The organism is Pseudomonas sp. GW822-FHT04H02 (genome assembly GCF_058800645.1).
The window spans coordinates 577,468-600,793 of record NZ_JBXAMM010000005.1 but is presented as its reverse complement, the minus strand read 5'-3'; the positions used below and the strand labels follow the sequence as shown (position 1 = coordinate 600,793).

The window sequence follows — 23,326 nt, the reverse complement described above, 5'->3', positions numbered from 1 at the left end:
GCGTTACACGCTGCTGTCAACACCTCTTTTCAACCGCTTTCGACCGAGAGGATCGAATCGTTAATAAGGCGAAAACTCACTGCCTTACCAACTGCTTCTGGCTTCGATGAACTGAAGCGTAACCGCTGCCGAAAACCGCGTAACTCGTTGAATCTCAAGGAGTTTTCCGTTTCGACTGCGCCGGAAGTGGGGCGAATTATAGAGAGATATAATTCGCCGTCAACACCTATTTTCAGTTTTATTCGGATTTAAGCGTAATACGTGCAAATGCCTTCTTGCCGGCTTGGCACACATGGGTTGAACCTACTGCATATATATAGGTGCGATCGACAACCTCACCATCCACCCGCACACCACCCGAACCTAGAAGATCCCGAGCCACTGCGGCGTTCTTCACCAGCCCTGCCTTATTAAGGACAGCCGCAATCGGCATATCCTCGGCAGCAACCAGCTCGATTTCCGGCAGATCATCAGGCAGTTCGCCATCTTTCATGCGGTTACCTGCGGCACGGTGAGCATTTGCAGCAGCCTCTTCACCATGGAAGCGCGCAACAATCTCTTCGGCCAGTTTGATCTTGATGTCACGCGGATTAGCGCCAGCATCTACATCCGCCTTGAATGCATTGATCTCATCCATGGAGCGGAAGCTGAGCAACTCGAAGTAACGCCACATCAACGCATCAGGAATGGACACCAGCTTGCCGTACATCACGCCAGGCGCCTCCTGGATACCGACATAGTTACCCAGAGACTTGGACATCTTCTTGACGCCATCCAACCCTTCGAGCAATGGCATGGTCAGAATGCACTGAGCCTCCTGACCGTAACCGCGCTGCAGCTCACGCCCCATCAGCAGGTTGAACTTCTGGTCGGTACCGCCCAGCTCGACATCGGCGCGCAATGCCACCGAGTCATAGCCTTGCACCAACGGATACAGGAACTCATGAATGGCAATCGGCTGATTGGTCGAATAGCGCTTGTCGAAGTCGTCGCGCTCGAGCATCCGCGCAACGGTGTACTGGGAAGTTAGACGAATGAAGTCCGCCGGCCCCATCTTGTCCATCCAGGTGGAGTTGAAAGCCACCTCAGTCTTGGCAGGATCAAGAATCTTGAAAACCTGGCTTTTATAGGTCTCTGCGTTTTCTAGGACCTGCTCGCGAGTCAAGGGTGGGCGCGTGGCACTTTTGCCACTGGGGTCACCGATCATGCCGGTGAAGTCGCCAATCAGGAAGATTACCTGGTGACCCAAGTCCTGGAACTGACGCAGCTTATTAATAAGTACGGTATGCCCGAGATGCAGATCCGGCGCCGTCGGATCGAAGCCAGCCTTAATGCGCAGCGGTTCGCCGCGCTTGAGCTTCTCGATCAACTCGGACTCGACCAACAACTCTTCCGCACCACGTTTGATCAGCGCTAGCTGCTCTTCAACCGACTTCATAACAGACCCGCAAGGCTCAGATTCAAAAGGGAACCAACCATACAAGATCATGGACTAATTACAAGTTTTGCCCGGCGTACGGGAGCATTCCGAAAGCAGAGTGCCCGCGCCCTTGCGTCACAGATGATTTGGTTATATTTTATACAGTTATTTCATCTTCATCATGTCATTCATCTTTTCCATTTCATCTTTTCAAAGTCAAATTACCTATGACCACCGAACCGTCTAAAGCGCCACCGCTTTATCCGAAGAGCCACCTGCTCGCCGCAAGTGGCATCGCGGCCCTTCTCAGCTTGGCCCTTCTGGTATTTCCATCCAGTGATGTAGAAGCAAAAAAAACGACATTGAGCCTTGATCTGGAAAGCCCGATCGAGCAACTGACACAAGATCAAGACGCCGCATCCACCGAACAAGCCACAAGCGAGGCCGTTGCCTCACCTTTCGCACAGATCGAAAACACCGCCGAAGACACCACGCAAACCGCAGAAACCGCACCTGTGCCTGCTGCCGTGGAGGAGCCAAAAGCCCCCGGCCACAGGGAAGTTCTGGTCACCAAGGGCGACACCCTCTCCACACTCTTTGAAAAGGTTGGCCTGCCAGCCACTTCTGTCCATGAAGTACTGGCCAGCGACAAGCAGGCCAAGCAGTTCTCCCAGCTCAAGCATGGCCAGAAGCTGGAGTTCGAGCTGACGCCTGATGGCCAACTGAACAACCTGCACAGCAAGGTCAGCGACCTGGAAACCATCACCCTGACCAAAGGCCCCAAGGGCTTTACGTTCAGCCGCGTGATCACCAAGCCAGTGGTTCGTTCCGCCTATGTCCACGGCGTCATCAACAGCTCGCTTTCGCAGTCTGCCGCACGCGCCGGGCTGTCCCACAGCCTGACCATGGATATGGCCAACGTTTTCGGCTACGACATCGACTTCGCCCAGGATATTCGCAAGGGTGACGAATTCGACGTGATCTATGAGCAAAAAGTCGCCAACGGCAAGGTAGTCGGCACAGGCAATATCCTCTCCGCGCGCTTCACTAACCGTGGCAAGACCTACACCGCAGTGCGCTACACCAACAAACAGGGTTCCAGCAGCTACTACACCGCTGATGGCAACAGCATGCGCAAGGCCTTCATCCGTACACCGGTGGACTTCGCTCGCATCAGTTCGCGCTTTTCCATGGGCCGCAAGCACCCGATCCTGAACAAGATCCGTGCCCACAAGGGCGTGGACTATGCCGCGCCACGGGGCACGCCAATCAAGGCTGCCGGTGATGGGAAGGTGCTGCTAGCTGGCCGTCGTGGCGGTTATGGCAATACCGTGATCATCCAGCACGGCAACACCTACCGCACCCTGTACGGCCACATGCAGGGCTTTGCCAAGGGTGTGAAGACTGGCGGCTCGGTGAAACAGGGCCAGGTCATCGGCTATATCGGTACCACCGGGCTGTCCACCGGACCGCACCTGCACTACGAGTTCCAGGTCAACGGTGTCCACGTGGATCCGCTGGGCCAGAAGCTGCCCATGGCCGACCCGATCGCCAAGGCCGAACGAGCACGCTTCCTGCAGCAGAGCCAGCCTCTGATGGCCCGGATGGATCAGGAAAAGGCCACGATGCTGGCCTCGAGCAAGCGCTAAGCCATGGCGCTCTATATAGGTGTGATGTCCGGTACCAGCCTTGATGGCCTGGACATCGCCCTGATCGAGCAAAGCCCGGCGCTCAGATTGGTCGCCACTCGCTACATCCCCATGCCCGATACCCTGCGCGCCGAACTCCTGGGTTTGTGCGCCAGTGGCCCCGACGAGATCGCCCGTTCCGCCATCGCCCAACAGCACTGGGTCGAGCTGGCCGCCCAGGGCATCAACCAGCTTCTGCAACAACAGCAACTGCACCCTCAAGACATTCGCGCTATCGGCAGCCACGGACAAACCGTGCGCCATGAGCCAAGCCGCGGGTTCACGGTGCAGATCGGCAATCCGGCCCTGCTCACTGAGCTGACCGGGATCACTGTTGTCAGCGACTTCCGCAGCCGCGACGTGGCGGCGGGCGGGCAAGGCGCGCCGCTGGTTCCGGCCTTTCACGAAGCCCTGTTCGACCAGCGCCCGGGAAACCGCGCCGTGCTGAACGTCGGCGGGTTCAGCAACCTGAGCCTGATCGAAACCGCCAAGCCGGTGGCCGGATTCGACTGTGGCCCGGGCAACGTCCTGCTCGATGCCTGGATCCAGGCCCAACGCGCAGAGAACTTCGACCGCAATGGCCAGTGGGCTGCCAGCGGCCAGGTTGATCCTCCCCTACTGCAAGCCCTGCTCAGCGACCCGTTCTTCGCCACCCAAGGCCCGAAGAGCACCGGGCGCGAGGTATTCAATCTTGATTGGCTACAGCGGCATCTGAGGGCACGGGGCGCTATTGCCGCCGAAAACGTGCAGGCTACCCTTCTCGAACTGACAGCTCTAACCATCGTCGATTCGCTGCAGAGCGCTCAAAGTGACACCCAGGAGCTGCTGGTGTGCGGCGGCGGCGCGCATAACGCAGCGCTCATGGGCCGCCTGGCAGCCCTCCTCCCGCAAACACGGGTCAGCAGCACTGCGGCGTATGGCGTAGATCCCGACTGGGTAGAGGCTATGGCGTTTGCCTGGCTGGCCCACTGCTGCCTGGAAGGCATCGCTGCCAACCGGCCCAGCGTCACCGGCGCCCGTGGCCTGCGTGTACTAGGCGCCATCTACCCGGCTTGAACAGCAGACAGCAAAACGCCGCAGGATCCCAGGCCCCTGCGGCGTTCGGCGAATGGCTACTGCCGGCTGGTCAGATCGAGAACGACGACCCGCAACCACAGGTAGTGGTGGCATTGGGGTTCTTGATCACGAACCGCGAACCTTCCAGGCCTTCCTGGTAGTCCACTTCAGCACCGGCCAGGTACTGGAAGCTCATCGGATCGACCACCAGGCTCACGCCCTCGCGCTCGACGATGGTGTCATCCTCGGCCACTTCCTCATCGAAAGTGAAACCGTACTGAAACCCCGAACAACCGCCGCCCGTAACGAATACGCGCAGCTTCAAGCGATCATTACCCTCTTCATCGACCAGGGTCTTCACCTTGTGCGCTGCACCTTGAGTGAATTGCAAAGCCGTGGGGGTGAAGGATTCAACGCTCATGCTGACTATCTCCCGGCGTTAAGCCGCCATACTGCGTAATGACGCGCATTATCCGCTTCTCCCAGAAAAGCGGTCAACTATTGTTACGGTATATCAATAGTCGTACAGCCACCCGTATAAAGCAGAAAGGCCCGTCAGACGGGCCTTTTTGTTCACGCAAAAACGACGTTAAGGCAGCATGCCCGCGTGGGACAGCCCCAGACGCTCATCCAGGCCGAACAGGATATTGAGGTTCTGCACCGCCTGGCCCGAAGCGCCCTTGACCAGGTTGTCGATGACCGACAGTACCACTACCAGATCACCATCCTGCGGCCGGTGCACGGCAATCCGGCACACGTTGGCACCCCGCACACTGCGGGTCTCCGGATGGCTGCCGGCCGGCATTACATCGACAAACGGCTCATTGGCATAACGCTTCTCGAACAACGCCTGCAGATCCACCGACTTATCCACCACCGTGGAGTAGAGCGTGGAGTGGATACCGCGAATCATCGGCGTCAGGTGCGGTACGAACGTCAGGCCAACTTCCTTGCCTGCTGCCCGGCGCAGGCCCTGACGGATTTCCGGCAAATGACGGTGCCCCTTGACCGCATAGGCCTTCATGCTTTCGGAAGTTTCCGAGTACAGCGACCCGACGCTGGCGCCACGGCCAGCACCGCTGACACCGGATTTGCAGTCGGCGATCAGCCGGGAAGTGTCGGCAAGACCGGCTTCCAGCAGCGGCAGGAAACCGAGCTGGGTTGCGGTTGGATAGCAGCCAGGAACCGCAATCAAACGGGCTTTCTTGATCTGTTCGCGATTGACTTCCGGCAGGCCGTAGACCGCTTCCTCCAGCAATTGAGGGGCACCGTGAGGCTGACCGTACCACTTGGCCCACTCATCGGCATCCTGCAGGCGGAAGTCCGCCGATAGATCGATGACCTTGGTCCCCGCAGCCAGCAGTTCGCCAGCCAGTGCATGCGCCACGCCATGGGGGGTGGCAAAGAACACCACGTCACAGGCACCAAGGGTCTTGATATCCGGCACGCTGAACGCCAGGCCGTCGTAATGGCCACGCAGGTTCGGGTACATGTCAGCAACGGCCAGGCCAGCCTCGGATCGCGAAGTGATGACTTCCACTCGCGCTTGCGGATGCTGTGCCAACAGACGCAGCAGTTCGACACCGGTGTAACCCGTGCCGCCGACGATACCGACCTTGACCATAAACCTGCCCTCAACGAACCCACTGGAAAGCTGCCGATAATAGGGGCGGCGCGCCCCTGCGACAACCGTCAAGGTGACGTGCGGACGCTCTACCCTCTACTATCTTCGCCACCGTGAACCTGGGAATAACTAAAAATGCTCTATCTATGGCTCAAAGCCTTTCATATCGTCAGCGTGGTCTGCTGGTTTGCCGGCCTTTTCTACCTGCCACGCCTGTTCGTTTACCACGCCCAAAGCGAGGACAGCATCAGCCGCGAGCGCTTCTGCCTGATGGAACGCAAGCTGTACCGCTTCATCATGGGGCCTGCGATGATCGCGGCACTGATCTTTGGCATCTGGCTGATCAGCCTCAACCCCAGCGCGTATTTCGGCCAGGGCGGCTGGATGCACGCCAAACTGACCCTGGTGGTCATCCTCATCGGCTATCACCACATGTGCGGCGCGCAAGTGAAGCGCTTCGCCCGTGGCGAAAACACCCGCAGCCATGTCTTTTATCGCTGGTTCAATGAAGTACCGGTTCTGATATTGCTGGCTATTGTAATTTTGGTCGTTGTACGGCCGTTCTAACTCTAACTAGTCGCTTCCCTGGGGGTACTCCAATGTCACTGCCCGCTTTGCTCGAACAACGTCTGCGCCTGCCCCTGGTGGCCGCGCCGATGTTTCTGATCTCCAACCCGGAACTGGTCCTGGCCTGCTGTCGCAATGGTGTGGTGGGTAGCTTTCCCGCCCTCAATCAGCGCGAAAGCAGCGGTTTCAAGGCCTGGCTGGAGGAGATCGAAGCGGGCCTGGCCAAGCTGGAGAACCCTGCTCCCTACGCCGTGAACCTGATCGTGCACAACAGCAATCCACGGCTGCAGGCCGACTTGCAGATCTGCATCGAGCACAAGGTACCGATCGTCATCACCAGCCTCGGCGCGGTCAAGGAAGTAGTGGACGCCGTGCACAGCTACGGCGGCCTGGTATTTCATGACGTGACCACCCGCCGGCACGCAGAGAAAGCCGCCGAGGCGGGCGTCGATGGGCTGATCGCCGTCGCAGCCGGAGCGGGTGGCCATGCAGGCACCTGGAGCCCCTTCTCTCTGGTCGCCGAGATCCGCCAGTTCTTCGACAAGACCCTGCTACTGGCCGGCTGCCTGAACCGGGGCCACGAGATTCTTGCCGCACAGCTGCTTGGCGCCGACCTCGCCTACTTGGGCACCCGCTTTATCGGTACTACCGAAAGCCACGCACCGGATGCCTATAAAGAGATGCTACTCAGCTCTCGAGCCGCCGACATCGTGCATACCGCCGCGGTTTCCGGAGTACCTGCCAGCTTCATGCGCCAAAGCCTGGAGAACGCAGGTTTCGACCTGGCCGCCCTGCAAGGCAAAGGTGAGATCAACTTCGGCTCCAAGCTCAAACCCATCAGCGATGAGGCAAAAGCCTGGAAAACCGTCTGGTCCGCAGGCCAGGGGGTTTGTGAAATCGACGACCTGCCCAGCGTCGACCAATTGATCGCACGCCTGGACAGCGAATATCAGGCGGCCCAGCAACGCGCCAGCCAACTGAGCAAACGCTGGCCACGTTAACCCGTTCTCATTAGTTTTTTGGCCAGCCGAGGGGCGCTGGCCTTAAACTGTCGGTCTTTTATGTAAACCTTCTTTTCAAGTGACAGGGATGCCCCCATGAGCGAAACCCGCTACAAGATCGTTTTCGACGGCACATTGCTGCCCGGCGTGGAAAAAGCCACTGCCCAACTGAACCTCGCCGAACTGTTCAAAAGCGATGCCGCCGCCGTAGAACGCCTGTTCAGCGGCCAGCAGGTGGAGCTCAAGCGCGACCTGACGCAGGCCGACGCCCAGCGCTATCTGGAAGCATTGAAGAACGCCGGGATCGATGCCCGCATCGAATCCGAGCAGGCCCTGAAGCTGGATCTAGACGCAGTAACCCCCACACCCAGGGCCAGCAGCCTCAGCGAGTCGCCCTATGCGCCCCCGCAAGCCGCAGTAGGCGATGCAATCCCACAATACGCCGCACTCAACGTATTCAGCTTCGAAGGCCGTATCGGTCGCCTGCGCTACCTCGCCTGGACTCTGGTCCTGACGGTGGCCATGCTGGCCGTGGTCGGGGTAGGCGCCTTCTTCGGTATCCTGTCCGCGGCGGTGTTCAATTCCACCCTGCTCACCGGCCTGGGGATTGTCGGCGGTATCGTGGTCTTCATCGGCTTCCTCGTGGTCAGCATTCAGATCAGCGTGCAGCGCCTGCACGATCTCGGCTGGTCGGGCTGGCTGTGGCTGCTGAACTTCGTGCCCATCGTCGGCAGCATCTTCCCTCTGGTGCTGATGGTCAGCCCGGGCAGCAACGTGGCCAACCGCTACGGCGCACCACCACCGCCCAACACCACCGCCGTCAAGGTGCTGTCCTGGATGTGGGTCGTCCTGATCGTCGTGCTGATCGTGGGCATGGTGGCCGGCGGTCTGAGCTCCCTGGAAGATCGCTACAGCGAAACCAGCTACAGCGAAAGCATCGACTCCAGCAGCGCCGATGAAGATGCCGAACCCGCCGATATCGCCGCCCCTGTAGAATCCGAGTCCGAGCAAGAATAAACGCGCCCGGGCCTGCGACCCTCCCCCGTCGCAGGCCGCCGGCCGTTGCGATGGAGAAATGCATGACCCGTTACGCTCTGATCACTGGTGCTTCCAGCGGCATAGGCCTGGCCCTGGCCGAAGCACTGGCCCGGCGCGGCCGTAACTTGATTCTCGTGGCCCGTCAGCGTGATCAGCTGGAATGCATCGCCCTGGAATTGACCCAGCGCTTCGGCGTCGAAGTGCTGTTCCGCGCCTGCGACCTGGGCGAACCGCTGCGCCTGTCCGGTTTCCTGCTGGAGCTGGAGGAGGGTGACCGGCAGATCGACCTGCTGGTCAATTGCGCCGGCATCGGCACCAGCGGCCCGTTCCTGGCCCAGGACTGGATGACCGAGCAGGACCTGATCGAGGTCAACATCCTCGCCCTCACCCGCCTGTGTCATGCCCTGGGCAACAGCATGGCGCTGCTGGGCGGCGGGCAGATCCTCAATGTCGCCTCGGTGGCAGCCTTCTATCCCGGCCCCTGGATGAGCAGCTACTACGCCAGCAAGGCCTATGTCCTGCATTTCTCCGAAGGGTTGCGCGAAGAATTGAAGAAGTGCGCGGTGAAGGTCTCGGTACTCTGCCCGGGGCCGACCCGCACCGCATTTTTCCGCACCGCACAAATGGACACCACCAAACTCAAGGACAGCAAGCTGCTCATGAGCCCCGAGGAGGTTGCGCTGTATGCGGTGCGCGCCCTGGAAAAGAACCGCGCCATCATCATTCCCGGCCGCCTGAACCGCTGGATGGCCTTCAGCGCCCGCCTGAGTTCACGCTGGCTGACCCGCAAGATCGTCGGTTACGTCAATCGGGCCTACTGCCCACGTTAAGAGTCGGGGCTGGGCGCACCTTGTGCACCTGAGTACACTCGGCCCGGACCAACCCAATGGAGAAACAGCTGTGGATACTCTGTTCACCAAGATCATCAACAGAGAAATACCCGCGAAGATCATCTACGAGGACGACCAGGTTCTGGCCTTCCACGATATTGCCCCGCAAGCGCCGGTGCATTTCCTGGTGATCCCGAAGAAACCCATCCGTACCCTCAACGACCTCACCGAGGACGACAAGACCCTGGCCGGACACATTCTGTTCACCGCCCAGCGCCTGGCCAAGGAGCAAGGCTGCGAAGACGGCTTCCGGGTGGTCATGAACTGCAACGAGCTGGGTGGGCAGACCGTGTATCACATTCACATGCACGTGCTGGGTCAGCGCCAGATGAACTGGCCGCCGGGCTGATTGCCCGCCCCACCCCTTGCGCAGCGCCCTCTCGGACCATCGAGGACGAGGGTGCGCTGATCCAGCGCAGTTTTCGCTCCTTTGATTGGAGTAAACTGGCCGCCGAGATTTCTCCCGGAGATAAGCATGACTACCCAACGTCACTACTCGCCGATCGACCGCCTGCTGTTGCAAGCCGATATGGCGATGCGCACGCTGCTGCCTTTCAGCGGCCAACCTTATCGCCCGTCGCCGGCCATCGTGCAGCCGGAAGCGCAGATGAGTGACGAGGACACCCGGCACGTGGCCGGCCTGATGCGCATCAACCACACCGGGGAAGTCTGCGCCCAGGCGCTGTACCAGGGCCAGGCCCTGACCGCCAAGCTGCCTCAGGTACGCCAGGCCATGGAACATGCCGCCGAAGAAGAAATCGACCACCTGGCCTGGTGCGAACAGCGCATCCGCCAGTTGGGCAGCCACCCGAGCGTGCTCAACCCGCTGTTCTACGGTTTGTCCTTCGGCATCGGCGCCGCGGCAGGCCTGATCAGCGACAAGGTCAGCCTGGGGTTCGTTGCCGCCACTGAAGACCAGGTGTGCAAGCACCTGAACGAGCATCTGGAGCAACTGCCGGCCGAAGACGAAAAGTCCCGAGCGATTCTCGAACAGATGCGCATCGACGAAGAACATCACGCTGAAACCGCGCTCGAAGCCGGCGGGTTCCGCTTCCCGGCGCCGGTGAAATTCGGCATGAGCCTGCTGGCCAAGGTCATGACCAAGAGCACCTACCGGATCTGATTCCAAACCACGGGCATCAAAAAGGGCGCTATCGACGCGCCCTTTTCTTTTACCGCCAGAATCCGCGCGGGTTCAGCCCAGCTCGACGATTTCGTAATCGTGAGTGATGGCCACACCGGCCGCGCCGAGCATGATCGACGCCGAGCAGTATTTCTCGGCAGACAGCTCGATGGCCCGCTTGACCTGGGCTTCTTTGAGGCCCCGGCCCTTGACCACGAAATGCATGTGGATCTTGGTGAAGACCTTGGGGTCTTCGGTGGCACGCTCGGCATCCAGGAACGCCTCGCAACTTTCAACCGCCTGGCGCGACTTCTTGAGAATGCTGACCACATCGAAGTTGCTGCAACCGCCCACGCCGAGCAGGAGCATTTCCATAGGGCGAACACCCAGGTTGCGGCCACCGGCTTCCGGCGGGCCATCCATCACCACTACGTGGCCACTGCCCGACTCGCCGAGGAACATGGCTTCGCCAGCCCATTGGATGCGTGCCTTCATCGCCAAGACTCCACTGTTAAAAAAGGGTCGCCAGCTTAGCACAGGGTTTTCCAGCCACAGCGCTTTGACCGTTTGTCCCTCATTACCGGTTTTCGATAAGAAAAATCTTAATTGAGCCAAGGACGTGTCTGTTAAGCTGACGCCAAATGACTGGCGCATCGCCAGCGTTCAACACCTTCGTTTTACGCCCCATAAAAAAAACACCTCATACCGTGCAGTCTTTTCGGGATACAACCATGGTTGCTATTGCCCCCACCCCCAAGATCAAAAATCTCGACAAGTTGCTCATGCACTGTCAACGCCGCCGGTATCAGGCCAAGAGCAACATCATCTGCGCCGGTGATGTGTCCGACAGCCTGTACTTCATCATCAAGGGCTCGGTGACCATCCTCATCGAAGACGATGACGGTCGGGAGATGATCATCGCCTACCTCAATGCCGGAGACTTCTTCGGCGAACTGGGGCTCTTCGAAGAGGCCGGCCATGAGCAGCAGCGCAGCGCCTGGGTGCGCGCCAAGGTAGAGTGCGAGGTTGCCGAGATCAGCTACGCCAAGTTCCGCGAACTGTCGCAGAACGACCCGGACATCCTCTATGTGCTCAGCGGGCAGATCGCCCAGCGCCTGCGCAACACCACGCGCAAGGTCGGCGACCTGGCGTTCTTCGACGTGACCGGGCGGGTTGCCCGCTGCCTGCTGGAGCTGTGCAAGCAACCGGACGCCATGACCCACCCGGATGGCATGCAGATCAAGATCACCCGCCAGGAAATCGGCCGGATCGTCGGTTGTTCACGGGAAATGGTCGGTCGCGTCCTCAAGGATCTGGAAGAACGCAACCTGGTTCACGTCAAGGGCAAGACCATGGTGGTGTTCGGCACCCGCTAATCCGCCAGGAAGCCCTTGAGCATCTGCCGGTACAGACTCTCCAGCCGCACTAGCGCATCGGGCGCCGCAAAGGCCTCGTGCAGGGCGATATGACTTTCGGCCCGGCAGCGCTGTTCCAGGCCACAGGCCTGATTGAAAGTATTGACCGCGTTCACCATCGAATCGCGTTCGTTATCCAGTAGCAAGGCACCATGCACCAGGCCCACTGGCCGCTGGCCACCCTTGCTCTGACGCCAGCGCTGGGCGGTGCCGACCATCTTGCGCCCGTCCAGGTTGACGTTGAAGCGACCATCGCAGAACGCCCCTTCCACTTCGCCCAATGACGGGTTGCCCCCCAGTTCGCTGAGCAGGTCGCAGATCGGCTGACACAGGCGCCGGTACGCGGTTTCGATCCGGCCCTGATCCCCTTCGCTGCGCGGCGGGGCGTAGACCAGGGCGATGTTCACCGTGGCCACCGACTGCGGCACCGGCTCGCCGCCGGTTTCGCGCAACAGCACCGGCCAGCCGTTAGCGGCCGACTCCTCGCAGGCCCGTTCAAATCCAGGCAGGCGGCTCAAGCGCCGAGGCATCACCAACGCCCGGTCACTGGGCTGCCAGAACAGCAGGCCGAACTCTTGTTCACCGGTACACACCAGGGCCAGCAGATCTTGCTCGGCCTGCAGGCCGGCTTCGACAGTCAAGGCAAGGGGTTGAGTCATGGCAGTAGAAATCCTTGGCGATAGGCATGAAAAAGCCGGCATCGCCGGCTTGTTCATTGTCACGGGTTCAGTCCAGGGTCGAGCCGCTGACCGGCACGCCGCGCTCAGGGAAGAACAGACGCTGCAATTCGCTGCCCGGGCTTTCGGCACGCATGAACGCCTCACCCACCAGGAACGAATAGACATCGCTGATTTCCATCAGCTCGACATCGGCACGGTTGAGGATGCCGCTCTCGGTAATCACCAGGCGCTCGCGGGGAATGCGTGGCAGCAGGTCGAGGGTGGTCTCCAGATTGACTTCGAAGGTGTGCAGGTTGCGGTTGTTGACCCCAACCAGAGGTGTGTCGAGGGTCTTCAGCGCCCGCTCCAGCTCATCACCGTCATGCACTTCCACCAGCACATCCAGGCCAACGCCCTTGGCCACCGCCGCCAGCTCCGCCATCCGCGCGTCATCCAGCGCAGCGACAATCAGCAATACGCAGTCGGCGCCCAGGGCACGGGCTTCGACGATCTGGTACGGGTCGATCATGAAATCCTTGCGGATCACCGGCAGCTTGCAGGCGGCGCGGGCCTGCTGCAGGTACGCATCGGCACCCTGGAAGTAATCGACATCGGTCAGCACCGACAGGCAAGTGGCACCGCCTTTCTCGTAGCTCTTGGCAATGTCCGCCGGAACGAAGTTCTCACGGATCACGCCTTTGCTCGGCGAAGCCTTCTTGATCTCGGCTATCACTGCCGGCTGCTTGAGCTTGACCTGGTCCTGCAAGGCCCGGGCGAAACCCCGTGGTGCATCGGCAGCACGCGCCAGGGTTTCCAGCTCGGCCAGGCTGACGCGGGCGCTGCGCTCGGCAACCTCCTCGGCTTTACGGGCGAGGATTTTTTCCAGAACTGTCGGCACACTCATCCTTCATTCTCCTGCTTGAACACCGCGGTAAAGGCACCCAGCTCTTCGAGCTTCTCCCGGGCCAGGCCGGTGTGCAAGGCGTCGTGAGCCAGGGCCACGCCCTCTTTCAGGCTACTGGCATGATCGGCGGCATACAGCGCCGCACCCGCATTGAGCACAATCATTTCGGCGGCCTTCTGGCCATGCTCGGTCTTGCGGCGCCCCAGGGCATCGCGGATCAGCTCCAGGGAGGCCGCCGGGCTTTCCACCACCAGGCCGAACAGACTCTGGCTCTTCATGCCCAGATCCTCGGGCTGTACCCAGTACTCGGTGATCTGGTCATTCTTCAGTTCGGCCACATAGGTGGGCGCAGCCAGGCTGAACTCGTCCAGACCATCCTGGGAATGCACCACCAGAACGTGCTTGCTGCCCAGGCGTTGCAAGACTTCGGCCAAGGGCCGGCACAACGCCTGAGTGAACACGCCTACCACCTGATGCTTGACTCCGGCCGGATTCGTAAGCGGGCCGAGCATGTTGAACAGGGTGCGCAGGCCAAGGTCGCGACGCGGGCCGGCGGCATATTTCATCGCCCCGTGATGGGACTGGGCAAACATGAAGCCGATGCCGACGTTATCGATGCAGCGCGCCACCTGGACCGGGGTCAGGTTCAAATAGATCCCTGCCGCTTCCAGCAGGTCGGCGCTGCCGCTCTTGCCGGACACCGCGCGGTTGCCGTGCTTGGCCACAGTGCAACCGGCCGCTGCGACCACAAAGGAGGAAGCCGTGGACACGTTGAAGATGTTCGCCCCGTCGCCGCCGGTGCCCACTACATCCACCACGCCATCCAGGGTTTTCAGCTCGACCCGGTCCGCCAGCTCGCGCATTGCCGATACCGCACCGACGATCTCGTCGATGCTTTCGCTTTTCATGCGCATGGCCATCATGAAGGCGCCAATCTGCGCATCGGTGCATTGGCCGGTCATGATTTCACGCATTACCGAACGCATTTCTTCGGTGCTCAGGTCCAGGTGGCCGACGATACGGCTCAGGGCAGTCTTGATATCCATGAAAAGTCCTTAGCGCGTGCCGCCGCTCTGTTTGAGAAAGTTGGCGAACAGCTCGTGGCCCTGCTCGGTGAGAATAGACTCGGGGTGAAATTGCACCCCCTCGATATTCAGCGTCTTGTGGCGCAACCCCATGATCTCGTCGACGGAGCCGTCTTCCAGCTGGGTCCAGGCCGTGACTTCGAGGCACTCGGGCAAGCTCTCGTGCTTGACCACCAACGAGTGGTAACGGGTTACGGTCAGCGGCATGTTCAGGCCGTTGAACACCCCCAGGTCACGGTGGAACACCGGGCTGGTCTTGCCGTGCATCACTTGCCGGGCACGCACCACCTGGCCGCCAAAGGCCTGGCCGATGGACTGATGCCCCAGGCATACGCCGAGAATCGGCAGCTTGCCGGCGAAATGCTTGATCGCCTCGATGGAAATACCGGCTTCGGTCGGCGTGCAAGGCCCGGGCGAGACCACGATGCGCTCGGGCTTGAGCGCCTCGATCTGAGTCACGGTCAGTTCGTCATTGCGCACTACTTTCACCTCAGCTCCCAACTCGCCCAGATACTGGACGACGTTGTAGGTGAAGGAGTCGTAGTTATCAATCATCAGCAGCATACATGCTCCAACTTATTGATTTTAAAGTAGGTGTGCATGCAACTCAGGGTGTCGATATGCACATTGATATACACAAGCGCAGTGGAGCGTGCCGGGCAAGCTTGCGCACCCGGATGCTGCAAGCTGTCGGCAGGGCAGACAAGGTGATGGATTTGAACCGCCTTATCTATGCAATGTCGCTCAGCTCGCCACGCCATCGTCGGCCATCGCCAGCGCAAGCCGGCAGAACGTTGGGCATGACGATGCACCCGATGGCATTGCCGCCGGGCGAAGGTGTACTGCGTGGGGAGACTGATTGGCATGCAGCGTTCTCCTGGGGTTTGGAGCCGCCGTGCCGGAGAGCTATTAGATCCTTGATCCCTGCTTGCCGATTACGGCGGCAGGGTTCGGTTAAAAAACCGCAACGACGTGCCGCTTCCTATTGGAAGCGCCACCACTGACTAAAACGAATCGTTGCAATGCAAAGCATAGGACCTAACCGTAATTGAGCACTCGACGGCGTTCCGCAGCCGAGCTTCGAGGCGCGATTGTACCGTTCATCAAGGGGCTGCGTCGATTGCAATTTGCCGCTGGGTCTTGCGGCACTCACTCCGCTGGTTGATACCTACCCCACTCCGTTGGAGCGCAATGCATGGCTGGCCCCGCGTATGCCGTGCGCTCCAGAGCGCCGGGCGGCACGACATGCAAACCGCTTTGCGCAGCCCGCCTCGGCAGATGGCTTGGAGGCCCTTTAAACGCCACAAGTCCATCACCGAAACGGCGCTCTTTAAGGTGGTGGCAGCCTGTTTGCGCCTTCTTAGCCGTGCGGCTCAAGGGGCGTTCCGCCTCTTCTGGCCCCAGAAGCACGGCCACTTGATCAAAGGGGCGCTTTTCTTGCCATGGCCAAGTCAGGAAACCAGCGCCCTTTTCTCCAGCAAATGGTCGAGCCAGTCCGGATCCATTTCTGGCTCACTGGAGAACAACAAGCCGGTGTAGTCGCGGTACGGCGGGGTAAAGATCTCCTCCCGGCAGCCGTGATCGACCACCTTCCCACGCTGCATCACCAGTACCTCGTCGGCAATGGCGCGCACGGTGGCGACGTCGTGAGTGATGAACAAGTAGGCCACGCCCAGTTGCTGCTGGATGCGGTTGAGCAGCTTCAGAACGCCTTCGGCCACCAGTTGGTCGAGGGCCGAGGTGACTTCGTCGCAGATGATCAGTTGCGGCTCGGCCGCCAGAGCCCGGGCGATACAGATCCGCTGCTTCTGCCCGCCAGACAGTTCGCGGGGCTGGCGATCCATGTACAACGCCGGGTCCAGCTCGATCATCTCCAATAGCTCGGCGACCCGCTGGCGCAGCGCCTGGCCCTTGAGGCCGAGGTAGAAACTCAGCGGCCGGCCGATGATGTCGACGATGCGCTGGCGCGGGTTGAGGGCGGTGTCGGGGATCTGGTAAATCATCTGCAATCGGCGCAATTGCTCCTTGCTGCGCTGGCGATAATCAGCTGGCAGCGCTTTTCCGTCATACAACACCTGGCCGCTGGTCGGCGGCAACAACCCGGTGATCAAGCGTGCCGTAGAGCTCTTGCCGCTGCCCGACTCGCCGATCACCGCCAGGGTCTGGCCACGATAGAGCTTGAGCGAGACATCATGCAGCACCGGCTGATGGCCGTAGCTGGCGCTGGCCTTGCGTACCTCCAGCAGCGGTGTTGCCTGCGGTGGGCACGGCTTGGGTTCGGTGCGCAAGCTACGTACTGCCCACAGCGATCTGGTGTAATCCTGCTGCGGGGCGTCGAGCATGGTCCGGGTGTCGGCCTCCTCCACCAGCTTGCCGTGACGCAGAACCATGATGCGGTCGGCCATTTGCGCCACCACTGCCAGGTCGTGGCTGATGTACAAGGCGGCGCTCCCGTAGGTTTTCACCGCATCGCGAATCGCCACCAGCACTTCGATCTGGGTGGTGACATCCAGCGCCGTGGTCGGTTCGTCGAAGATGATCAGGTCCGGGTGGCAGGCCATGGCCATGGCGGTCATCACCCGTTGCAACTGACCGCCGGAGACCTGGTGAGGGTAGCGCTGGCCGATCTGCTCGGGGTTGGGCAGACGCAGTATGCGGTAGAGCTCCACTGCTTCGGCTTGTGCCTTGGCACGGTCGATACCAGCGTTCCTTACCGCGGTTTCGACATGCTGGTCGATCAGCCGGTGCGCGGGGTTGAACGAGGCCGCCGCGCTTTGCGCGACATAGGCGATACGCAGGCCGCGCAGCTTGCGCAGGGCTTCGGGCTTGGCGCCCACCAGTTCCTGGCCATCGAAGCGCACCGAGCCACCCGTGATACGGCAGCCGTCGCGCACATAACCCATGGAGGCCAGGCCCAGAGTCGACTTTCCCGCCCCCGATTCACCAATCAGGCCCAGTACTTCGCCCCGCTGCAAGCTCAAGTCGATGCCTTTGATCAGCGGGTGCCAAGCGTCCTGATAATGGCCTTCAATACGCAGGTCGTGGATTTCCAGTAGCGGCTTGTCACTTGGATGAACGGTCATGCTCAGCACTCCTTCAGGCCGCTGGATAGATGCAGCACCCAGTCCACGACAAAGTTGACGCTGACGGTGATCAGCGCCACTGCCAGGGCCGGCAGCAGCGGGCTGATATCGCCGAAGGTGATCAGCACGGCATTGTCGCGGACCATGCTGCCCCAGTCGGCGGTCGGCGGCTGGATGCCCAGGCCCAGGAACGACAACGCACTGATGAACAGAAACACGAAGCAAAAACGCAGGCCGAACTCGGCAATCAGCGGCGCGGCGGCATTGGGCAGCACCTCGCGGCTGACCAGCCACCACAACCCTTCCCCACGCAGCCGGGCGGCCTCGACGAAGTCCTGGACCACCACGGTCATCGCCACCGCCCGTGACAGGCGAAACACCCGGGTGGCATCCAGCAGCGCGATCACCAGCACCAGCGAGGTGGCGTTGGTGCCGACCACGCTGAGGATCAGCAAGGCAAAGATCAGCTGCGGGATGGCCATGAGGATATCCACCAGCCGCGACAGGCCCTGGTCGATCCAGCCGCCCCTGATCGCCGCTACCAGCCCGCAGAAACCGCCGACGGCAAAGGCCAGTAGCGTCGTCAGGAAGGCAATCCCCAGAGTGTTGCGCGCGCCATACACCAGGCGGCTGAACATGTCGCGGCCCAGGTTATCGGTACCCAGCAGGAACTGCCCGCCCCAGGGCGCAAAACCTTCGCCGACCACTTCAGTCTCGCCATACGGCGCCAGCACCGGCGCGAACAGCGCCACCAGGATGTAGGCAACAATCACCAGCAGGCCGAACTGGGCGCTCATGGGCGCCCGCAACAACGCTTTGATCAGGCTCATGGCTTACCCCTTCGGATGCATCAGGCGTGGGTTGCTGGCAATCGACAGCACGTCGGCCGTGGTATTGAGCAGGATGTAGGTGGCGGCGAAGATCAGGCTGCAGGCCTGCACCACCGGGATATCGCGCTTGGACACCGAGTCGACCAGTAACTGGCCGAGCCCCGGATAGACGAACACCACCTCGACCACCACCACGCCGACCACCAGGTAGGCCAGGTTCAGTGCCACCACGTTGATGATCGGTGCCAGGGCATTGGGCAAGGCGTGGCGGAAGATGATCCGCGCCTGGCTGATGCCCTTGAGCCGGGCCATCTCGATATAGGGGCTGGCCAGCACGTTGATCAAGGCCGCGCGGGTCATGCGCATCATTTGCGCGATCACCACCAGGCTCAGGGTCAGCACCGGCAGTAGCGAGCGCTCCAGCACCTCGGCGAACGATGCCCCCGGAGCCAGGTTGGAGATACTCGGCAACCAGTTGAGCTTGACCGCGAACACCAGGATCAGGATATAGGCGACGAAAAACTCCGGGAACGACACCGCGCTCAGGGCGCTGGTGTTGAGCAGGCGGTCGAACCAACTGTTGCGGTACAGCGCCGCGAGCATGCCCAGCAGCAAGGCTACCGGCACCGACACCAGCGCCGCCAGCAAGGCCAGGGTAAAGGTGTTGCCCAGGCGCGTGCCGATCAGCTCGGCAATCGGCCGCTGGTTGGCCAGTGACAGGCCCAGGTCACCGTGCAGCAGTTGCCAGGCCCAGTGGCCGAAGCGGGTCAGCGGCGGCAGGTCCAGGCCCAGTTGGGCACGGAAGGCAGCGACGGTCTCGGGAGTTGCCGCCTGGCCGAGCATGGCCTGGGCGACATCGCCCGGGAGCATGCCAACGGCCAGGAAGATGATCACCGACACCGCCAACAGCGACAACAGGCCCAGGGCCAGGCGCTGGAGCAATAGTTTGCAAAGGCTATTCACCGTACAGCTCCTCGAACAGGATCAACGAAGAAAGGTGCAAAAAGTGTCGGGCTTACGCCTGCCACCAGCGCTCGATCAAGCGCAGGCCATCGAGCTCGCCGTAGGGCGCGGTCAGCCCGCCGTGGGCCACGCGCTTGGAGCGTGCGGCCACGGAGCTTGCGAACAGCGGCACGATCGCCCCGCCCTCGTCACGGCACAGGGCCTGCATTTCGTTGTACATCTCCTGGCGCAGCGGCGCGTTCATCTCGCCGCGAGCGGCGTTGAGCAGCTGGTTGAAACGGGCGTTGTCCCAGTGCGTCTCGTTCCATGCCGCGCCCTTGGCGTAGCCGATGCTGAACATGCGGTCGGCGGTCAGGCTGCTGTACCAGAACGAGGTGGTGAAGGGCTGCTTCATCCATACATTGGAAAAAAAGCCGTCGGCAGGTTCGCGCACCACGTCGATGTCGATACCGGCCTGGCGTGCCTGCTCCTTGAACAGTACCGAGGCATCCACCGCTCCGGTGTAAGCGGCATCGGAGGCCTGCAGGCGCACCTTGAGCGAATCGACCCCGGCCTGGCGCAGGTAGAAACGCGCCTTGTCCGGGTCATAGCCACGCTGCTCCAGGGCGCTGTTGATGAAGCGACTACCGGGCTGGATCGGGTGGTCGTTGCCAATCTGGCCATAGCCATAAAGCACCGAGGCCAGCAGGGTTTCGCGGTTGATCGCATGTTTGAGCGCCAGACGGATGTTGTTGTCCTGGAACTGCTGGCTGTCGGTCAGCATCGGGAAGGTGTAGTGCTGGGCTCCCTTGGTCTCTTCGATGACCAGATTGGGGTTGCGCTTGAGCAAGGCGACAGTCTTGAGATCGACCTTGTTGATCACATCGACCTGGCCGGTGACCAGGGCGTTGACCCGCGCGGCGCCATCGGCGATGGCCAGCAGCTCGGCGCTGGCGAAATGCGCGCGGCCGGTTTTCCAGTAATCCGGGCTGCGCTCAAGGTCCATGCGCACGCCGGGTTCGAAGCCCTTGAGGCGATAACCGCCGGTGCCGATCCCTGCCTGCCAGTCGGCGGCGCCGTCCTTGGCGGGCATGATCACCAGGTGATAATCGGCCACCACGTAGGCGAAGTCGGCATTGCCCGAATGCAGTTCGAACACCACGGTGTCATTGCCCTGGGCGCTGACCTTGGCAACATCGCCGAGCACAGTCTTGGCCGCCGAGGTGGACTTGTCGCCCAGGTGATGCCCGATTGAGGCGACCACATCGCCGGCATCCAGAGTCTTGCCGTTATGGAAGGTCACCCCCTGGCGCAAGGTGAAGGTCCAGATGCGTGCATCGGGGCTGGATTCCCAGCGCTCGGCAAGCTCGGGGATCGCCGTACCATCGACGCCGATTTCGCTCAGGGTGTTGTACACCGCCGAGAAACCGACAAAGGTAAAGGTGTCGCTCCATGAACCTGGATCACGAGAATCGGTAGTACTGCCACCGGCCAGGCCCATGCGCAGCACGCCGCCCGCTTTCGGGGTGGCCTCCCCGGCCCAGCCGCGTTGCGGCAAGCCCATTGAAAACGCCCCGGCCACGGCAACCGCCGCTGCGCTGTATTTGAGAAAATCCCGACGCGGCAGGCCGCTGTCGTGCATCGCTTGAGTTATTTTGTTGTTGTTATCGCTCATGGCATTGCCTCTGTTGAACCGCAGAGAAAAGGATTCAGCCGACCTCGCACGCACTGATGCAAAATATTTGTAATTGTCATCGTGACAAATACATTAAGCTCAAAAACAGGTCGCTGCCAATCCCCTTTTCTTTACGAGCGAGGCTCTTGCTAGGCGGGGTTTTGTCAGTACTATCGGTTCGAAGGGGCAGATCGGAATGTCGCTACTGCCCTACCACTGAAGAGAGAATTCAAACTAGATGAGTCAGTCGACCCGCCTGATCACCGCCTCATACATCCTCTCGTTCGTAGCGGCCAACGCGCCGCAGAGGTTGCGTACCGAGACCATTGCCAAGTGGGTCAAGACTCATCCCACCCGGGTACGCAGTCTCGTGTCGTTGATGGTCAAAGCCAATATTCTGAAGTCATGGCGCGGCGCCCACGGCGGCCTGACCCTCGCACGCCCAGCCAGCGATATCACCTTGCGTGAGGTCTATGACGCCGTACAGGAAAGCTCGCTGATCGCCGAGAAGATCGACAACCCGTTCTCAGGCATGGAAGAACACTGCAAGGTATTCGATGTATTCACCCGCCTGTTCGCCATGCTTGAAGCCAACATGCGCCTGGACCTGGGCACTATCACCGCAGACCAACTGTTCGTTGCCTTCGAAAAGCCGCAGGAAAACATCAGGCAGGCCTAAGACCTTAGGGCGCCATGCTCGGGGCCTTCATCAGCGCAGCAGCTGGGCGCTTTCGCTCCCGCGCTCGATTGATATACACCACAGCACTGGATTTCATGAGGACCTGATAGACATCAGGATCCTCATAAAACCAATCAACGACAGCAACTCCTCAAGCCTTGGATGCAGGGGTCTGTTCCGCCAGTGCCACGGCACGGAACATTGCGCGACGCTTGTTCAGCGTCTCTTCCCACTCCAGGGTCGGCACCGAGTCGGCAACAATCCCGCCGCCGGCCTGTACATGCAGCTCGCCGTTCTTGATCACCGCCGTGCGAATGGCAATGGCAGTGTCCATGTTGCCGTTCCAGGCGAAGTAACCCACGGCGCCGCCATAGATCCCACGCTTGACCGGTTCCAGCTCGTCGATGATTTCCATCGCACGGATTTTCGGTGCGCCGGACAGGGTGCCCGCCGGCAGGATCGCCCGCAGCGCATCCATGGCCGTCAGCCCGGCCTTGAGCTGGCCGGTGACGTTGGAAACGATGTGCATCACGTTGGAATAGCGCTCGATGACCATCTTTTCGGTGAGTTTCACCGAACCGATTTCCGAGACCCGACCGGTGTCGTTGCGTCCCAGGTCGATCAGCATCAGGTGCTCGGCGATCTCCTTGGCGTCCGACAGCAGGTCCTGCTCCAGGGCCAGGTCGGCCTCCTCGGAGGCGCCCCGCGGGCGGGTACCGGCGATCGGCCGCACAGTGATCAGGTTGTCTTCGACCCGCACCAGCACTTCCGGCGAGCTGCCCACTACGTGGAAATCACCGAAGTTGAAGAAGTACATGTAAGGGGTCGGGTTGAAGCAGCGCAGCGCCCGGTACAGGTCGATGGGCGCCGCCGAAAAATCGATGGACATGCGCTGGGACGGCACCACCTGCATGCAGTCACCGGCCAGGATGTATTCCTTGATGGTGTCCACGGCCCGTTCATAGTCAGCCTGGGTAAAGCTGGAGCGGAACAGCGGATCGGCGGCCAGCTGCTTGCTGAAATCCAGGCCCGGACGCGGAGTGATCGGCTGGCGCAGTTGCGCCAGCAATTCCTGCAAACGTGCCTGGCCGGCTTCGAAGGCGTTGTCCTGGCCAGGGTCGGCCAGCACGATGGCGTGCACCTTGCCCGCCAGGTTGTCGAACACCACTACCGCGTCGGAGACCATCAACAGGATATCCGGCACACCGATCGGATCCGGGTTCGGGCACGGGCCCAGGCGCGGCTCGACATAACGCACGCAGTCATAGCCGAAATAGCCCACCAGGCCACCGTTGAAACGCGGCAGGCCGGCGATGGTCGGGACGTTGTAGCGAGCTTTGAATTCCTCGACGAAGGCCAGCGGGTCGGCCACTTCGTGACTTTCGATCTCCACGCCATCATGGGTCACGCTGACCTGGAAGCCGTGCACCCGCAGCACAGTGCGGCACGGCAGGCCGATGATCGAGTAACGCCCCCATTTCTCACCGCCCTGCACCGACTCCAGCAGATAGGAGTTGGGCTGGTCGGCCAGTTTCAGGTAGATCGACAGCGGGGTGTCGAAGTCGGCAAGGGTTTCGCAGGCCAGCGGGATACGGTTGTAACCGGCTGCGGCCAAACGCAGGAATTCTTCGCGAATCATGGGGTGCC

General features: G+C 61.0%; 24 protein-coding genes. 11 read left to right on the top strand and 13 right to left on the bottom strand.

The window, feature by feature from the left end:
* The coding region (locus AC1RMG_RS24690) for a hypothetical protein (RefSeq protein ID WP_493170449.1) at window positions 1-252 on the top strand (252 nt) is incomplete at its 5' end.
* Here AC1RMG_RS24690 and tyrS read toward each other — a convergent pair.
* Complete coding sequence (tyrS, locus tag AC1RMG_RS24685) at window positions 239-1,438, bottom strand: tyrosine--tRNA ligase (protein ID WP_053154182.1); 1,200 nt, start codon at window positions 1,436-1,438, stop codon at window positions 239-241. The two genes, AC1RMG_RS24690 and tyrS, sit on opposite strands and share 14 nt — an antisense overlap.
* A gap of 209 nt (window positions 1,439-1,647) precedes the next feature.
* Between tyrS and AC1RMG_RS24680 the strand changes: the two genes are divergently transcribed.
* Complete coding sequence (locus AC1RMG_RS24680; RefSeq protein ID WP_493170453.1) at window positions 1,648-3,069, top strand: peptidoglycan DD-metalloendopeptidase family protein; 1,422 nt, start codon at window positions 1,648-1,650, stop codon at window positions 3,067-3,069.
* A 3-nt stretch (window positions 3,070-3,072) separates the two neighbouring features.
* Window positions 3,073-4,164 carry an anhydro-N-acetylmuramic acid kinase gene (locus tag AC1RMG_RS24675; RefSeq protein ID WP_152686482.1) on the top strand — a complete coding sequence of 364 codons (1,092 nt, stop codon included), beginning with the start codon at window positions 3,073-3,075 and terminating at the stop codon, window positions 4,162-4,164.
* A 70-nt stretch (window positions 4,165-4,234) separates the two neighbouring features.
* On the opposite strand, the gene erpA is transcribed toward AC1RMG_RS24675, so the two are convergent.
* Both erpA and argC read right to left on the bottom strand, forming a co-directional pair.
* On the bottom strand, window positions 4,235-4,585 hold the full coding sequence (erpA, locus tag AC1RMG_RS24670; RefSeq protein ID WP_011063789.1) for an iron-sulfur cluster insertion protein ErpA: 351 nt from the start codon (window positions 4,583-4,585) through the stop codon (window positions 4,235-4,237).
* A gap of 168 nt (window positions 4,586-4,753) precedes the next feature.
* Complete coding sequence (argC, locus tag AC1RMG_RS24665) at window positions 4,754-5,788, bottom strand: N-acetyl-gamma-glutamyl-phosphate reductase (protein ID WP_072443688.1); 1,035 nt, start codon at window positions 5,786-5,788, stop codon at window positions 4,754-4,756.
* A gap of 135 nt (window positions 5,789-5,923) precedes the next feature.
* Here argC and hemJ point away from each other — a divergent pair, with 135 nt between their 5' ends.
* The 6 genes from hemJ (at window position 5,924) to coq7 (ending at window position 10,407) form a co-directional block, all read left to right on the top strand.
* A complete protein-coding gene (gene hemJ, locus AC1RMG_RS24660) occupies window positions 5,924-6,355 on the top strand; it encodes a protoporphyrinogen oxidase HemJ (protein ID WP_011063791.1) in 432 nt (143 codons plus the stop codon).
* Between the two features lie 32 nt (window positions 6,356-6,387).
* On the top strand, window positions 6,388-7,356 hold the full coding sequence (locus AC1RMG_RS24655) for an NAD(P)H-dependent flavin oxidoreductase (protein ID WP_019092762.1): 969 nt from the start codon (window positions 6,388-6,390) through the stop codon (window positions 7,354-7,356).
* Between the two features lie 96 nt (window positions 7,357-7,452).
* Window positions 7,453-8,373, top strand: coding sequence for a DUF805 domain-containing protein (locus tag AC1RMG_RS24650; RefSeq protein ID WP_169892544.1), 921 nt, complete (start codon window positions 7,453-7,455; stop codon window positions 8,371-8,373).
* Window positions 8,374-8,435: 62 nt separating this feature from the next.
* Window positions 8,436-9,224, top strand: coding sequence for an SDR family NAD(P)-dependent oxidoreductase (locus AC1RMG_RS24645; protein ID WP_019092760.1), 789 nt, complete (start codon window positions 8,436-8,438; stop codon window positions 9,222-9,224).
* A 70-nt stretch (window positions 9,225-9,294) separates the two neighbouring features.
* A complete protein-coding gene (locus AC1RMG_RS24640; RefSeq protein WP_011063795.1) occupies window positions 9,295-9,633 on the top strand; it encodes a histidine triad nucleotide-binding protein in 339 nt (112 codons plus the stop codon).
* Between the two features lie 126 nt (window positions 9,634-9,759).
* Entirely contained in the window at window positions 9,760-10,407 is a 648-nt protein-coding gene (gene coq7 / locus AC1RMG_RS24635) for a 2-polyprenyl-3-methyl-6-methoxy-1,4-benzoquinone monooxygenase (protein WP_011063796.1), read from the top strand.
* Window positions 10,408-10,479: 72 nt separating this feature from the next.
* Here coq7 and AC1RMG_RS24630 read toward each other — a convergent pair whose 3' ends face one another.
* Window positions 10,480-10,902, bottom strand: coding sequence for an OsmC family protein (locus tag AC1RMG_RS24630; RefSeq protein WP_009045862.1), 423 nt, complete (start codon window positions 10,900-10,902; stop codon window positions 10,480-10,482).
* 236 nt (window positions 10,903-11,138) lie between these two features.
* On the opposite strand from AC1RMG_RS24630, the gene crp reads away from it, so the two are divergent.
* Window positions 11,139-11,783 carry a cAMP-activated global transcriptional regulator CRP gene (gene crp, locus AC1RMG_RS24625; protein WP_011063797.1) on the top strand — a complete coding sequence of 215 codons (645 nt, stop codon included), beginning with the start codon at window positions 11,139-11,141 and terminating at the stop codon, window positions 11,781-11,783.
* Here the strand turns inward: crp and AC1RMG_RS24620 are convergent.
* The 8 genes from AC1RMG_RS24620 to AC1RMG_RS24585 form a co-directional block, all read right to left on the bottom strand.
* Window positions 11,780-12,481, bottom strand: coding sequence for a lipoate--protein ligase family protein (locus AC1RMG_RS24620; RefSeq protein WP_493170446.1), 702 nt, complete (start codon window positions 12,479-12,481; stop codon window positions 11,780-11,782). The genes crp and AC1RMG_RS24620 overlap by 4 nt on opposite strands.
* A 67-nt stretch (window positions 12,482-12,548) precedes the next feature.
* The gene (gene trpC / locus AC1RMG_RS24615) at window positions 12,549-13,385 is read right to left on the bottom strand and encodes an indole-3-glycerol phosphate synthase TrpC (protein WP_011063799.1); all 837 of its coding nucleotides are present in this window, start codon (window positions 13,383-13,385) and stop codon (window positions 12,549-12,551) included.
* On the bottom strand, window positions 13,382-14,431 hold the full coding sequence (gene trpD / locus AC1RMG_RS24610) for an anthranilate phosphoribosyltransferase (protein ID WP_011063800.1): 1,050 nt from the start codon (window positions 14,429-14,431) through the stop codon (window positions 13,382-13,384). Before trpD ends, trpC begins: the two co-directional genes overlap by 4 nt.
* 9 nt (window positions 14,432-14,440) lie before the next feature.
* Window positions 14,441-15,034 carry an aminodeoxychorismate/anthranilate synthase component II gene (locus tag AC1RMG_RS24605; RefSeq protein WP_404673679.1) on the bottom strand — a complete coding sequence of 198 codons (594 nt, stop codon included), beginning with the start codon at window positions 15,032-15,034 and terminating at the stop codon, window positions 14,441-14,443.
* Between the two features lie 887 nt (window positions 15,035-15,921).
* Window positions 15,922-17,553: an ABC transporter ATP-binding protein gene (locus tag AC1RMG_RS24600; RefSeq protein ID WP_123397718.1), complete on the bottom strand. Its 1,632-nt coding sequence runs from the start codon at window positions 17,551-17,553 to the stop codon at window positions 15,922-15,924.
* A gap of 2 nt (window positions 17,554-17,555) precedes the next feature.
* Complete coding sequence (locus AC1RMG_RS24595) at window positions 17,556-18,383, bottom strand: ABC transporter permease (RefSeq protein ID WP_011063803.1); 828 nt, start codon at window positions 18,381-18,383, stop codon at window positions 17,556-17,558.
* Window positions 18,384-18,386: 3 nt separating this feature from the next.
* Entirely contained in the window at window positions 18,387-19,346 is a 960-nt protein-coding gene (locus AC1RMG_RS24590; RefSeq protein WP_210672665.1) for an ABC transporter permease, read from the bottom strand.
* A 52-nt stretch (window positions 19,347-19,398) separates the two neighbouring features.
* Window positions 19,399-21,000, bottom strand: a complete 1,602-nt coding sequence (locus tag AC1RMG_RS24585) for an ABC transporter substrate-binding protein (protein ID WP_311166920.1) — start codon at window positions 20,998-21,000, stop codon at window positions 19,399-19,401.
* Window positions 21,001-21,238: 238 nt separating this feature from the next.
* On the opposite strand from AC1RMG_RS24585, the gene AC1RMG_RS24580 reads away from it, so the two are divergent.
* Window positions 21,239-21,679, top strand: coding sequence for an Rrf2 family transcriptional regulator (locus AC1RMG_RS24580; protein WP_015637243.1), 441 nt, complete (start codon window positions 21,239-21,241; stop codon window positions 21,677-21,679).
* Window positions 21,680-21,830: 151 nt separating this feature from the next.
* On the opposite strand, the gene trpE is transcribed toward AC1RMG_RS24580, so the two are convergent.
* Window positions 21,831-23,318, bottom strand: a complete 1,488-nt coding sequence (gene trpE / locus AC1RMG_RS24575) for an anthranilate synthase component I (protein ID WP_011063807.1) — start codon at window positions 23,316-23,318, stop codon at window positions 21,831-21,833.
* Window positions 23,319-23,326: the final 8 nt, after the last annotated feature.